This is a genomic window from Bacillus sp. SJS (assembly GCF_000732485.2).
Classification (GTDB): domain Bacteria; phylum Bacillota; class Bacilli; order Bacillales; family Bacillaceae; genus Metabacillus_B; species Metabacillus_B sediminis.
In genome coordinates this window covers 51,064-65,915 of record NZ_JAQV02000002.1, presented here as the reverse complement: position 1 = coordinate 65,915, position 14,852 = coordinate 51,064, and the positions used below count along the sequence as shown (strand labels likewise).

At 43.1% G+C, this 14,852-nt stretch carries 11 protein-coding genes; all 11 read left to right on the top strand.

The genetic code is table 11. The features are described 5' to 3' along the window. The first annotated feature begins 12 nt into the window (after positions 1 to 12). The 11 genes from hisC to qcrB all read left to right on the top strand — a co-directional run bounded on the left by hisC (position 13) and on the right by qcrB (position 14,822). On the top strand, positions 13 to 1,092 hold the full coding sequence (gene hisC / locus AS29_RS00625) for a histidinol-phosphate transaminase (protein ID WP_035408667.1): 1,080 nt from the start codon (positions 13 to 15) through the stop codon (positions 1,090 to 1,092). An 89-nt stretch (positions 1,093 to 1,181) separates the two neighbouring features. After that, the gene (locus AS29_RS21860) at positions 1,182 to 1,307 is read left to right on the top strand and encodes a hypothetical protein (RefSeq protein ID WP_269449380.1); all 126 of its coding nucleotides are present in this window, start codon (positions 1,182 to 1,184) and stop codon (positions 1,305 to 1,307) included. Positions 1,308 to 1,465: 158 nt separating this feature from the next. After that, the gene (locus AS29_RS00615; protein ID WP_035408672.1) at positions 1,466 to 2,569 is read left to right on the top strand and encodes a prephenate dehydrogenase; all 1,104 of its coding nucleotides are present in this window, start codon (positions 1,466 to 1,468) and stop codon (positions 2,567 to 2,569) included. Positions 2,570 to 2,580: 11 nt separating this feature from the next. Then, positions 2,581 to 3,864: a 3-phosphoshikimate 1-carboxyvinyltransferase gene (gene aroA, locus AS29_RS00610; protein WP_035408674.1), complete on the top strand. Its 1,284-nt coding sequence runs from the start codon at positions 2,581 to 2,583 to the stop codon at positions 3,862 to 3,864. 453 nt (positions 3,865 to 4,317) lie between these two features. Further along, on the top strand, positions 4,318 to 5,214 hold the full coding sequence (locus tag AS29_RS00605) for a hypothetical protein (protein ID WP_035408677.1): 897 nt from the start codon (positions 4,318 to 4,320) through the stop codon (positions 5,212 to 5,214). Positions 5,215 to 5,229: 15 nt separating this feature from the next. Then, positions 5,230 to 6,501 carry a tetratricopeptide repeat protein gene (locus AS29_RS00600; RefSeq protein WP_035408679.1) on the top strand — a complete coding sequence of 424 codons (1,272 nt, stop codon included), beginning with the start codon at positions 5,230 to 5,232 and terminating at the stop codon, positions 6,499 to 6,501. A gap of 74 nt (positions 6,502 to 6,575) precedes the next feature. Beyond that, positions 6,576 to 7,115 (top strand): ReoY family proteolytic degradation factor, encoded by a 540-nt coding sequence (locus tag AS29_RS00595; RefSeq protein WP_035408680.1) that lies wholly within the window; start codon positions 6,576 to 6,578, stop codon positions 7,113 to 7,115. Between the two features lie 170 nt (positions 7,116 to 7,285). After that, the gene (pulA, locus tag AS29_RS00590; protein ID WP_051860709.1) at positions 7,286 to 12,934 is read left to right on the top strand and encodes a type I pullulanase; all 5,649 of its coding nucleotides are present in this window, start codon (positions 7,286 to 7,288) and stop codon (positions 12,932 to 12,934) included. A 106-nt stretch (positions 12,935 to 13,040) separates the two neighbouring features. Then, positions 13,041 to 13,493 (top strand): DUF2487 family protein, encoded by a 453-nt coding sequence (locus AS29_RS00585; RefSeq protein ID WP_035408683.1) that lies wholly within the window; start codon positions 13,041 to 13,043, stop codon positions 13,491 to 13,493. 144 nt (positions 13,494 to 13,637) lie between these two features. After that, positions 13,638 to 14,144, top strand: a complete 507-nt coding sequence (locus AS29_RS00580) for a ubiquinol-cytochrome c reductase iron-sulfur subunit (protein ID WP_035408685.1) — start codon at positions 13,638 to 13,640, stop codon at positions 14,142 to 14,144. Between the two features lie 3 nt (positions 14,145 to 14,147). Beyond that, positions 14,148 to 14,822: a menaquinol-cytochrome c reductase cytochrome b subunit gene (qcrB, locus tag AS29_RS00575; RefSeq protein ID WP_035408687.1), complete on the top strand. Its 675-nt coding sequence runs from the start codon at positions 14,148 to 14,150 to the stop codon at positions 14,820 to 14,822. Positions 14,823 to 14,852 lie beyond the last annotated feature (30 nt).

The window sequence follows — 14,852 nt, the reverse complement described above, 5'->3', positions numbered from 1 at the left end:
GAGGTGTTTGTGATGGAAGTAAAAAGCCAGCTGCTTGATTTAAAACCTTATCAGCCGGGCAAACCAATTGATGAGGTTAAGAGAGAATACGGTCTTAATCATATTGTGAAATTGGCCTCTAATGAGAATCCATATGGGTATTCCCCTAAAGCAAAGGAAGCCATTGAAAGGGAACTGAGCCAGCTTGCTCTTTATCCGGATGGATACAGTACGGAGCTCCGCGAGAAACTTTCGGCACTTCTTCGAGTGGATAAAAATCAGCTTATTTTTGGCAATGGGTCAGATGAAATTGTGCAAATCATTTGCAGATCCCTGCTCGATCATCAGTCCAATACGATCATGGCTACACCAACCTTTCCTCAGTACCGGCATAATGCAGTCATAGAAAATGCTGAAATCAGAGAGGTGCCTCTTAAAGGTGGAGAACACGACCTTGATGCGATGCTTGCTGCCATTGATGAATACACGAAGGTTGTCTGGGTATGCAGCCCGAATAACCCGACAGGAAACTATGTGGATCAGAGCCGCTTAGAGTCATTCCTTGAAAAAGTGCCAGCCTCTGTGCTCGTTGTTCTTGACGAAGCGTATTATGAATACGTAACGGCAGAGGATTTTCCGAATTCGCTTCCCTTACTGAACACGTACGAAAATGTCATGATTCTCCGGACGTTTTCAAAAGCCTACGGACTTGCTGCACTAAGGATCGGATATGGAATTGGCTGCAAAAGCCTGGTACAGAAAATTGAGCCGGCAAGGGAGCCCTTTAATACAAGCAGAATTGCACAGGCTGCAGCACTTGCAGCACTGGATGACCAGGAATTCATCGAGAGCTGCCGGATCCGAAATAAAGCCGGTTTGCAGCAGTATTATGCTTTCTGCGAAGAAATGAAGCTTGCCTACTATCCTTCTGAAGGAAATTTCATCCTGATTGATTTCAGCCGTGATGCGAATAGCTTGTTTCAGCAGCTGCTTGAGCGCGGATATATTGTCAGATCAGGTGCCGCTTTAGGGTTTCCAACCTCATTGAGAATTACCGTGGGGTCTGAGGAACAAAACCGTGAAATTATAGATTTATTAAAAACGATGCTCTAAAGAGGCATGAAGCTTCTTTTGCGTTTTTAAAAAAACTCTTTTCTAGAGCGGGATGTTGTTTTTAACTCCTGCTGATTGGAGCAGAATGCGTGAGACTTCCTGCGGCAGCAAGCGGGACTGGTGAGACCCCGAAAGCGCATATCGCGGTGGAAGCTCAGTGCCCGCGCCGCAGCAAGCAAACGCCTGCAGAGGAAATCAGCAGCCAGGTTTCATAGCTTTTATAAAAGACTGCTGTTTTAAATAGCTTCTTTAAATGAATCCTGTTTAGGCTGGCGGGAGCGGAAATCAGCCTGACAAAACAGCAAAACTTGCGAAAGCAGCTTTCTAAAATGATCATCATCAGATTTCTCACCTTACGTTAGGATGTGCCGATATGAGAAACAATCTGTTTTTTATTGGACTTGGCCTCATTGGCGGGTCTTTAGCAATGGCGGTAAAAAAAGAACATCCCTCTTGCAGAATTGCGGGGTATGATATTGAACCTGAACAAGCGCAGCTTGGTGTAACGCTGGGTGTCATTGACGAGGCTGTTCTCTCAATTGAGGATGGTGCAAAGCATGCAGACTGCATCATTCTGTCTGCACCGGTTCAGCAAACATTGCTAATCATGGATCAATTGAGCAAGATGACTTTGAAAAAAGGAGTCATTATTACGGATGTAGGCAGCACGAAAGAGACGATTGCCCTTCATGCGAATAAAATTTTTACTGAAGATATGATTTTTATAGGCGGGCATCCTATGGCTGGTTCACATAAGTCTGGTGTTTCAGCGGCAAAAGCCCACCTTTTTGAAAATGCATTTTATGTGCTCTGTGATTCAAGCGAAGAGCATGCTCCATACATAGAAGAATTAAAAACCCTATTTGCTGGAACAAAAGCAAATTTTGTCATCATGAATCCTAAGGAACACGACCTGATAACAGGTGTAATCAGTCATTTCCCGCATATTATCGCTGCCGGGCTTGTCCATCAGGCCGTTCAGCACGAAGAGGAAAATCCGCTTACGAGAAGGCTTGCAGCCGGCGGCTTTCGTGATATTACGAGAATTGCTTCAAGCAGTCCAGCAATGTGGCGTGATATTTTGCTTCAAAATAAAGAACATATGCTGCAGCTTTTTGAAAACTGGCTTCAGGAAATGGAGCGGGTCCGCGATTTTCTTAAATGGGAAGACAGCAGTGCGATTTATCAATATTTTAATGAAGCAAAGGAATTTCGGGACGGGCTGCCGGTCAAACAGCAGGGAGCGATTCCATCCTTCTATGATTTGTATATAGACGTACCTGATTATCCTGGTGTGATTTCAGAAATTACGGGATACCTTGCAAAGGAAAAAATAAGCATTACCAATATTAGAATTATCGAAACGAGAGAAGATATTAACGGAGTCCTGAGGATTAGCTTTCAACGGGAAGCAGATCGTGAACGGGCAAAAAATTGTATTGCAAAATACACAAGCTACGGAACGTTTTTTGGCTAGGAGGAAATGACATGAAACTACATTCGAGCAGAGGATTACAGGGCGAAATTCATATCCCTGGCGATAAATCAATTTCACACAGGGCCGTTATGTTTGGTTCAGTTGCAGAAGGAAAAACGGTTATTACGAATTTTTTAAACGGAGCGGATTGTTTAAGTACCATTTCCTGTTTTAAAAAAATGGGGGTGGACATAACCGTTGACGGGACCAATGTGGAAGTAAATGGCAAAGGGTTTGAAGGTCTTCAGGAACCAGCTGATATTCTCGATGTCGGGAACTCCGGCACAACTACACGCCTCATTCTTGGGCTGCTCGCCGGTACACCCTTCCATTCCTGTCTGATTGGTGATGAATCTATCGCCAAACGTCCGATGAAAAGAGTGACAGAGCCTCTTAAGCAAATGGGCGTCTCTATTGATGGAAGAGATCATGGAAACTTTACACCAATCTCCATAAGAGGAGGCAGCTTAAGCGGCATAACATTTAAATCCAATGTAGCAAGTGCCCAAGTGAAATCCGCCATTCTTCTTGCCGGCCTCCGTACAGAAGGAGAACTTACGAGTGTAACCGAGCCGCATAAATCAAGAGATCATACGGAACGAATGCTGAAATCATTTGGTGCAGAAGTCGAAGAAAATGGCTTAACCGTGTCAATTAAAGGCGGACAGGCGCTTAAAGGTGCTCAAATTGAGGTGCCTGGCGATATTTCTTCAGCTGCGTTCTTTTTGGCTGCGGGAGCGATCGTGCCAAACAGTAAACTGATATTGAGAAGGGTGGGCATCAATCCGACCCGTTCCGGAATATTGGAAGTACTTGAGCAGATGGGTGCTGCAATCAAAGTAACCGAAGTGGAAACCGCTTCGTTTGAGCCAATGGCAGATCTTGAAATTCAAACATCTGACTTAAAAGGAACGACTATATCCGGTGAGCTGATTCCAAAATTAATCGATGAAATTCCAATCATCGCTTTAATAGCTACTCAGGCAGAAGGAAAAACGATCATTAAAGATGCGGAGGAATTAAAGGTAAAAGAAACCAATCGCATTGATACAGTGGTTCATGAATTGAAAAAACTTGGAGCAGATATTGAAGCGACAGAAGACGGGATGATCATCAACGGAAAAAAACCATTAACCGGGGGAGTTGAAGTTTCCAGTCATGGAGATCACCGGATTGGAATGATGCTCTCTATTGCAGCTTGTTTAACTGAAAAAACAGTTGAACTGGGACAGGCTGAAGCGATTAACGTATCATACCCAGGATTTTTTAATGATTTAGCACGGGTCAGTCAATAACAAAAGCGGGAGCACTGGCTTCCGCTTTCGTTATTGTTTTAAAGTAAGCATGGTGTTGATTGGAGTGGAAGGCGTGAGACTCCCTTGGAAGCAGCGGGACAGGTGAGACCCCGCCTGCGCAAAGCGTCGAGGAGGCTCAAGCAGCCCGCGCAATGAGAAGCGAACGCCTGCTAATAGCAATCAGCATCCAAGTTTATCAGAGCTAAAAAAATAGGTCCTTGTAAATAAGCTTCAACTGAGGGGACTATCATCCAGATCCAGCGCCTAGCCAGATCTGAGGTTATAAGTTTATCAGCCTGCGGGGCCTGCAGGATGATGGTCAGTTCGAGGAAGTGACAGGTCGCTGCACCTTTAACAGTACTTTATTCTTCAAAGGGCTTGTCCTTTAGTTCTGATCATAATTTTTCTTTTCTCCGCATAGCTTGTCTTAAAAGGGGCTGCAGGAGGAAACGGATGGCGTATATTATCGATCAAGTTACATTATGGAATGAAGGTAAGATGCGGCGTGTTTCAATCAGTGTAGAAAAGAACCGGTTCAGGCTGATCAGAGATGATTTAAAACGCAGCCTTTATCCCCGAATGAATCTGGAGGAATACATCATGACTCCAGGATATATCTTCCTGGATACAATGGAGGAAGGACACTCGTTTTCAGCTTATAAGCAGCATATGACTGGCCTCACAGCAAAAGGATGCACCGCTATTATTTCCGCTGTTTCTGTTTCAAGGAAGCGTGAACTAGAAGATAAAGTGAAGAAGCGGCGGCAGCTCCTGGTTAATTCATCTGCTGACTATTATCTTGCCGTCACTTGTCCGTTAAAGGCTCTTACCCCATCCTTAATTTTTGAGCTAAAGAAACAAGGAATTGCCATCATGTTTGCCGAAATCAGCTCTGATCTCCCATTTACTCAGTTTAATTGGCAAATGCTGCGGGATTCTCTATATTTAAATTCAATTACGATAATTCCTGTCTGGAAAAGTGAGGAACCTAAAGCAGAGAAGCAATGGTATCAATTTATGAAGAAAATCGGCATTCCTGTACTGCCCCATGCACTTGCCCCCTTGAAGCCCTTGCCTGCAGCCGACTTGATGAAACTCGGTATCTACCCTGAAAAGGGACTGATCAGGCCTGATGGAGACGTGGATTATAATCTATATCGGAAAACCTGCTTAAGCGATTCGGTTGAAACGATTCCGCTTCTCGATTATGATAGTCATATTCCAACCATAACAATCCACAGAGGCAGGGTGGTGAAGGCACTGGATCGTATTTTTTTTCATCCTGGCAGAGGAGAAGAAAGGCACATTTCAATACGGTCCTCATTTGCCCGCACCCTGTCACTTATATAGAAAGGAACATGCCACATGGCAATCTCTTTAGAAGAAGCAATTAACCTGGTAGAACAAGGAGAAGCGGAGGAAGGATTGAATAAGCTTTCCAAGCTTCAGGCTACCCTGCATGATGAAGAAAAGTTTCTTCTTGCGGACAAGTATTATGAATGGGGCCTTCCGGACAAAGCTTTGGATTTGCTGGCAGATCTTCATCTTTTATATCCTCAGGAAACGGATATTTCCCTTTTGATGGCAGAAGCCTACATTGATATGGAACAGGAAGATGAAGCCATCTCCATTCTCGATCAAGTTTCAAAGGATGATCCAGCCTATCCGCAGGCTTTGCTCCTCCAAGCCGATTTATATCAGCTGCAGGGACTGCAGGAAGTTAGTGAAAGTAAACTGAAAGAAGCTAAGAAGCTTCTTCCTGATGAACCCCTGATTGATTTTGCTCTAGGAGAATTTTATTATCATAGCGGAGACGATAAAACCTCGATTTCATATTATGAAAAAGCAGCACTCTCAGCTGAAGTTTTTGCAGGAGTCAATATTAACCAAAGATTAGCCGATGCTTTGAGTGGATCAGGTGAATTTGAGGCCGCAATGCCTTATTATGAAAAAACAATCAATGAAAAGATAGATCCTCATTCTGTCTTCGGCTACGGGCTGGCTGCACTGAGGGCAGGCCAGACAAAAACCGCAATTCAGCAGCTTGAGAATTTAAAAGAGCTGGATCCAGGCTTCTCTTCTCTTTATCTGCCGCTCGCACGGGCTTATGAAGAAGAGGGGATGCTGCAGGAAAGCCAGGAAACGGCTCTGGAAGGCATTAAAGAAGATGAGTTTAATAAAGACCTCTATTTATTCGCCGGGAAGATTTCTTTAAAAAATCAGCAGCCGGATAAGGCAGTCCAATTGCTTCGTGAAGCAGCGGCCATTGATCCAGGCCACGCAGAAGCGGTTCTGACACTGGCCAATATTTATCTTCATCAGGAGCAATTTCAGGCAATCATTGATTTGCTTACAGAAGTGATGAAATTTGAAGAAGAAGATCCGCAGTATTTTTGGCTTCTTGGCAAAAGCTACAATGAAACCGAAAATTTTTCACAGGCATTAGACTATTATGATCGCGCATATAAATTTTTTAAAGACCAGACCGATTTCCTTGAAGAATACGCCCGTTTCCTATTGGAAGAGGGAAATCGCCAAAAAGCGATGGAATTATTCAGAAAGATTTTATCTCTTGACCCTGCGAATGTCGAAATTGAAGCCTTATTGATGCATTTGGAAGACGAATTAAAACAGTAGTCAGGCAGGATTTTGATTTCACTGTGTTGAAATTTTTAGTATAAAGAAACGTTCTTGCAGAGGAGGGAACGATAATGATGACCCCTGTTTCTGTCCACGAGAAGAAGGATTTTATCAGATGGTTTTTAAACCATTACCAGCTAAAACGGAGAGAATGTGTATGGATTCTGAATTACCTGATGAGCCATGATTCCCTGATGGAAAGAGTCCATTTTGTAGAACAGGCCCAATATTGTCCCCGCGGAATCATCATGTCTACTCATTGTGTGGAAGAAGTTCCATTCCGTTTCTACAAAGAAAATGTCATGACGACAGATGCTGAAAAATCGTTTCATGATATTCGGCTGAATCGGGAGGAAGAGCTCTATATTCAAATTAACTTCAGATCAGCCTATCAATCCCCTCAATACGCGGCTGTAATGGAAGGGAATCCTTTCATGCCCAAGCACCTTAACGGCAATGAGAAAGATCGCATCATTGCTGAACGGGTACTTGAGAGCGCAATCCAAACTTACCAAAAGGATAAACTCCTGCAAATGATTGACGATGCGCTGGACCGGCATGACGAGCATGCTTTCAAGGATTTGACGAGCAGGCTGAATGCACTAAAATAAGCTGAAAGTCCTCAATTTTTGAGGGCTTTTTTTCTTGCTATTTCTATAAATGGTAAAATATTCTCAATTTTCTGCACGCGATTGATTTTATCTTATTAACGTGTGAAAATTAGGGATGAAACCGTTTGCAGAAGCAATCGGTTTCATAGTCCGAACATAGGGGGAAGGAAATGAAAGGGAAATTCAAGGGAATCATATCATCATTATTAGCCGTGCTGCTTGTACTAAGTACATTCATCAGCACACCTGGGGCTTTTGCTCAATCCAGATTGCAAACGGTTGCATTGGGGGAGGCGGCAGATCAGACTCAGCAGAATTACAGCTACACAATAAATTATTACAGATATGATGGAAAGCCTTTGAATTGGGACTTATGGGTTTGGGAAGACGGGAAAGATGGCAAAGAAGTAGACTTTACCGAAGTGAAGGAAGGTTTTGCCCAAGCCAAGATTGAAGCATCCTCAAACAAAATCAATGTCATTGCAAGACCTGGAAATTGGACCTCGCAGGAAATGACCCGGACGATTCAAATTCCTGAAGGACAGCAGTCAGCCGAAGCTTGGATTGCTGAGGGAGATCCGGCTGTATACTTCAGCAAGGAAGAAACAAATGTTGGCGAAAGGCTGACATCAGCATTAATGGATTCGCTTGATCGAATCATAGTCAGTTCCTCTCATTCCTTAAAAGATGAAGACCTGAATCAGTTTAAACTGGTTGATGAAACAAATGGCAAGGAAATAGCAGCACAAGTAAAAAAAGTGAAAGACAATCAGGTCATGCTCCTAATCGCTGATGCAAATTCAATTGATGTTAGAAATGCGTATGCAGTTAAGAGCACACGTTTTGGAACGGGAAAAGTAACCGTTAGAAAAGCGTTGGATGATAAAAAATTCTTTCACAGCGGAAACGATTTGGGAGCGTCATATACTCTCGGAAAAACAGACTTTAAAGTGTGGGCACCGACAGCTAAAAAAGCCAGTGTTGCCCTGTTCGACACCCAGGGTACATATACAGATCAGGGAACAGTTAATCAGCACTCCAATGGAAAAGAAATAGCAATGAATCGAGCAGACAATGGAGTATGGTCTGTCGAAGCACCTAGTGATTTAAACGGTAAATATTATATGTACAAAATCGAATTCTCAGACGGCAAAGTGAACTATGCGGTCGATCCTTATGCAAAGGCAGTCAGTGCCAATGGACAGAGATCGGCTATCGTAAGCCTTGATGAAACAGATCCTTCCAATTGGAAGCCAATGGACAAGCCGGAGGTAACAACCCCTGCTGATGCATCTTTATACGAATTGCATGTCAGAGATTTTTCAATAAACAAAGATTCAGGCATGAAAAACAAAGGGAAATTCAAAGCTTTTACAGAAACCGGAACGAAGAACAGAAATGGAGATCCGACAGGGATCGATCATCTTGCAAAATTAGGTGTAACTTACGTACACTTGCTCCCTTCTTATGATTTTAAAACAGTGAATGAATTAAAGGTAGACGATCCTGGTTCAAGTGATCCGAAATTTAACTGGGGCTATGATCCTCAAAACTTTAATGTACCGGAGGGCTCTTACTCAACTGATCCATCCAATCCTAAAACCAGGATCCTTGAGTTCAAAGAAATGGTCCAGGCTATGCACAATAAAGGCATCAGAGTTGTTATGGATGTCGTATACAACCATACATTTGAAATTGAAAATGGGCCTTTCAATAAAATTGTACCAGGATATTTTTACAGAACCAACGACAATGGAACCTACACAAATGGAAGCGGAACCGGGAATGAAGTAGCATCAGAAAGACCGATGGTCAGAAAATATATTAAGGATTCCGTTAAATATTGGGCGGAAGAATACGGGGTAGACGGCTTCCGCTTTGACTTGATGGGTCTTATCGATGTCAATACAATGGAACAGCTGACTAAAGAGCTGAAAGAGCAAGTGGATCCGACGATGCTTGTTTACGGGGAACCATGGCAGGCAGGGGGATCACCGCTTGCTGAAAGTCTCCAAACGACAAAAGGGGCCCAAAAGGACCGGGGATTTGCGGTCTTTAATGATAATATCCGCGGAGCGATCAAAGGCGGAAGTGATGACGCGTCAAAAGGATTTGCTACTGGTGAAAAAGGCAGAGAAGAAGCAATCATTACCGGAGTAAGAGGTTCCATCACTGACTTTACGAATTCACCGATTGAATCCATCAACTATGTCACCGCTCATGACAATTTGAATTTGTGGGATAAAATTATTAAGACACAAGGCCTTGAAGAAAAAGAAGGCTTTATCAATATAAAAGATGGAAAGCTTCAAGGTGAAGATGCGGTTAAATATAAAACGGTGGAAGATGCAATAGCAGCTGCTGCCCCGCATCATGCAGTCAGCAAAGAGTATGAGCTTGCAAATGAGACAGTAAAGCGGTCCCTGCTTGCGAACGGTATAGCCATTACCTCTCAAGGCATCCCGTTTATCCATGCAGGAGACGAAATGCTCAGAACGAAGTATGGAGATCATAACAGCTACAAAAGCCCTGATGCCATCAATCAAATAAATTGGAATGATGTGTCGGATTTCGATCAGGTTAATGCGTATTATGAAGGATTATATAAACTAAGGAATAATCATCCAGCATTCAAACTGACAGAGAAACAGCAGGTAGAAGCGAATGTTGAAATTCTGCAAAAGCAGGATAATGTGGTTTCCTACAAGCTGAAAAACCATGCCAACGGTGATAAGTGGAAAAACATAGTGGTCATTTACAATGCGAATACAGAATCTAAAAAGGTGGCGCTGCCTTCTGCTCCTTCAGGCTGGAAATCGGTTGTTAACCATAAACAGGCAGGTACAAGCGTTATTGTGCAAATAAATGGAACAGAGGCCAATGTTCAGCCGCTTTCCATGATGGTTTTATATGATGAAGAAAGAACAGATTCGTTGACTCCATCCTCGATTGCAATCAATACAGGCAATTTGTATATGGATATGAATGAATCACGTATGCTGCAGGCCCAAGTAAAGGATCAGTTTGGCGGGTATATGACTAACCAGCCGTTAACCTGGTCCAGCGCGGATGAAGCAATCGTTCAGACGGATTCACGCGGTAAACTAACAGCTAAAAAGACAGGGAAAACTGAAATTACTGCATCAAGCGGCACACTTAAGAAGTCCATTACCGTAACGGTAGCTGACTTGCAGCCGGCATCAATCGAACTGCAAGGAAAAGATTCAGTGTATGAATCAAATTCTATTCAGCTTCAAAGCACGGTTAAGAATCAATTTGGTCAGGTAATGGGAGAAAAAGCGCCAATTGAATGGACGACCTCCAATCCGAAGGTAGCTTCTGTTTCCTCCTCGGGAGAAGTTACCGGGCTAAGTGCAGGGAAAGCAGTAATTACAGCTAAAACCGGATCCGTTTCAGCACAAAAGCCAATAGAAGTTAAGAAATATGTTCAGAGATTCGTAGAATTTACGTATAAGAGAGCAGATAACCAATATGATGGCTGGAACATTTGGACATGGCAAACAGGTGTTGAGGACGGAGAAAAGCGTTTCTCCAAGGTTACAGAAAACGGAGCGGTAGCAAAGTTCCCAATCGGACCGGATACAACAAAAATTGGTTTTGTATTAAGAAAGGGAACAGACTGGGCTGAGAAAGACGCCTATGGACAAGATCGTTACATTGAAGCGGATTTATCTCAATCTGTTACGAAAGTTACGGTAACGAGCGGCGTCGGAGCCTTTGAAACGGTTCCTCCTGTGAAAGGGCCTATTCTTGCAAATGGAAAACTTACCTTCATCTACAGGGATCAGGAGCTCTATGAAACAAGTTCTCAAAATCAGATAGAACGTGTACAGGTAAAAATAAACGGCAAACCTTCGGTAATGGTGTACGATGAAAAGAACCAGTACTTCACTTACACACTAGAAGACCTTAAAGAAGGAAACTATGAATATACCTTTCTTGTGACAAAGAATGGTCAAACAGCTGAAATGAGCGACCCTTATAATACCGATGAGAACGGTAAATCGATGATTAAGTACGTCGTGCCTAAAATAAAGGTTACAGCATCCGCATTCCCTAAAAAAATATCATCCAGAGAGAATGCAGTGATTTCAGTGGCTGCCGCGGCTGGAGAGGATGCTAAAGTAACGGGAATGACCATTGATTTGCGTGCAATAGGCGGTTCTGAGAATACCCCAATTGACCCAGCTCTGAACGAAATCAGTGTTTCTGTCAAAGACAGTATCACAGCAGGTGTAAAAAAATTGCCGGTAACTGTAAAGGATCAATATGGAAACACCCATAAAGGTCAGGCACTGCTTGAAGTGAAACCGATTCAAGTGTCAGGTTCAGGCAAAAATCAGTTCGACTGGGATGAAGCAAGGATTTACTTTATGCTGACAGACCGTTTCTATGATGGAGACCCATCGAACAATGATCCGAATAAAGAAAACTATGATAGGAAACATCCTGAAACCTATCATGGAGGTGATCTTGCCGGGATTACAAAGAAGCTTGATTACCTGGAGGATATGGGGATCAATACAATCTGGATCACACCAATTGTCGACAATGTGGACTGGAATATCCGCTCGGGCAAAGAGGGCCCTCAATATGCATACCACGGATATTGGGCAAAGGATTTCACTAAGCTTGATGAACACTTGGGAGACGTGAAGACTTTCCAAAAGCTGATTGATAAAGCACATGATAAAGGAATCAAAATTATGGTGGATGTGGTGCTGAATCATGGCGGCTATGGATTGAAGGATGGCGGCGGTAAAAATATCCGCAATTACCCAACGATTGAAGATTCCCTTCGCTTTAAAGATATGTTCCGGGATGGAGGAACAGATGTCATTAAAGGCGAACTGGCGGGACTCCCGGATTTTAAAACGGAAGACGCAGCTGTGAGAAATCAAGTGATCAAGTGGCAGACAGACTGGCTGGAAAGAGCGAAAACGAAACGGGGAGACACGATTGATTACTTCCGCGTGGATACGGTTAAGCACGTAGATCAGACGACCTGGAGTGCTTTCAAGAATGAGCTGACAAAAATCAAACCTGATTTCAAGCTGATTGGAGAGAACTTTGGAGCAAGTGCAGATAATACTGGCGGGTATCTGAACAGCGGACAAATGGATTCCCTTCTTGACTTTGGTTTCAAATCAGAAGCGGCTTCGTTTATACAAGGAAAGATTGATGAAACGGAAGCAAATCTTGAAAAACGCGACAGGATGATTAATAACACAGCGGTACTTGGGCAATTTTTAAGCAGCCATGATGAAGATGGCTTCCTGATCACCCATGCAAAAGGGGACATTTCAAAGCAAAAAATTGCGGCATCTCTTCAAATAACGGCAAAAGGACAGCCCGTCATCTATTATGGAGAAGAAATTGGACTATCGGGTAAACACGGCGGGGATTTTGATAAGGGCGAATTCAATGAAAACCGCTATGACATGGCATGGAATAAAATTAGCGGGAATGATTTAACTGTCCATTACGCCAAGCTTCTTCAAACGAGAAAGCATTATTCTAAAGTCTTTGCAAAAGGAAGCAGGGAAAAAGTATCCGGCAGCAATAAAGACGGCTATCTCGTATTTTCAAGAAAATATGAGGGGCAGGAGCTCCTGGTAGGAATCAATACGACCAATCAGATAAAAGAGGTCACCCTGAATATGGCCGATAAAAACTTTCCGTCTGTAAAAGACTTGTACTCCAATAAAGATTATAAAAAAATGCCGGATGGAAAAGTAACAGTTAAAATCCCGCCTAGGTCTGAAGGAGGTACAGTAATTTTAACGAAATGGAAGTAATTAAAATTTTCTAAAAATATTGTCAAAAATCGTGTAATATATAGACAATGGAGCATGTCTCCATTGTCTTCTTTCTTCTAAATATTTCTAAAAGGGGGTGTACATCTTGAAATGGGCTGCCAATGATGCGCTGGCATTAGAAAAAGAAAAGCAATACATAGACACCCTGGTTGTTCCACTGATTCCTGCGGGACTTGCTCCTTCTATGCTGGAAAATATTCAGGCGGGCGAATTTGCCATGCTGCTGTCTGAAGAGCTGGAAAGGCAGCTTAGAGGCAGAATCATGCTAAGTCCTCCATTTACCTACCTTCCACAGGAAGAACATGCATTAATAAGACTGATGGAGTGGAAAAAAGATGCGGAAGCTGATTTTAAGCACATTGTCTTTTTAACGACAGATTCAATATGGAAGACAGCAGGCGGCGATCTTCAAAAAAATGTAATCTGGATTCCGTCGATTCCGCTCCAAAATCTGGATCGTGAAGTGACCGGCCAGCTGCTGGAAAGTCATTTGCAGCAAATTATGAACATTTTATTACAATTTTGGAATTGTAAATGAAAACACTATCATTATACTTTTTTCCATAAAAGGATGATATTGACCCGTTTGAGAGATTGATATATCATTAGAATGTCCTAGTACTATAAATTTTTATAACCTTGCATCCAGACTTCATCTATAGGGGATAGAAGGGGGAAAAAAATGAGCGAGAGAAAACATGGGGTATCAAGAAGGCAGTTCCTTAACTATACGCTCACAGGTGTAGGCGGATTCATGGCCGCAGGAATGATTATGCCGATGGTTCGCTTTGCCCTTGACCCTGTTCTGCGGCCCGTTGCAGGCCAGGATTTAGTTCAAGTGGTAAAAGTGGATGAAATTACAGCAGAACCAAAACGATTTAATTTCAAAATCAAGCAGGTCGATGCTTGGCACAAATCCGATGAACCGCGTTCTGCCTGGGTCTACAAGGACGATAAGGGAGATATCATCGCTTTATCGCCAGTATGTAAACACTTAGGCTGTACCGTCAGTTGGAATGGGGATCCAGAGAACAAAAACCAGTTCTTCTGCCCATGTCATTACGGACGTTATGAGAAAGATGGAAAAAACGTTCCAGGTACACCTCCGCTGGCTCCTTTGGACGTATTTGAACAGCAGGTCAAAGACGGCTACTTGTTTCTCGGTAAAGCCAAGAAGAGAGGAGCGTAGCAGATGCTGAATAAAATTTACGACTGGGTGGATGAGCGTCTGGATATTACTCCTTTATGGCGGGATATAGCCGACCATGAAGTGCCTGAACACGTCAACCCTGCCCATCATTTTTCTGCGTTTGTTTATTGCTTTGGAGGATTAACCTTTTTCGTAACGGTCATTCAGGTATTATCCGGAATGTTCCTGACAATGTATTATGTTCCGGATATTAAAAATGCCTGGGAATCTGTCTATTATTTGCAGAATGAGGTCGCATTCGGACAAATCGTAAGAGGGATGCACCATTGGGGCGCGAGTCTCGTCATTGTCATGATGTTTCTCCATACACTTCGGGTGTTTTTCCAGGGAGCCTATAAGAAGCCTCGCGAATTGAACTGGATTGTGGGTGTTCTGATTTTTTTTGTTATGCTCGGTCTTGGATTTACAGGTTATTTGCTGCCATGGGATATGAAAGCGCTTTTCGCGACGAAAGTAGGCCTTCAGATAGCAGAGGCCACACCATTTATCGGTACTCAAGTGAAGGTGCTTCTCTCCGGCCATCCTGAAATTGTCGGCGCGCAGACGCTGACAAGATTCTTTGCGATTCATGTATTCTTCCTTCCGGCCGCATTATTCGGTCTGATGGCTGCCCATTTTCTGATGATCAGAAAGCAGGGAATATCCGGACCGCTGTAAAAAAGCAGTATCTACTGCAGAACCATCTAA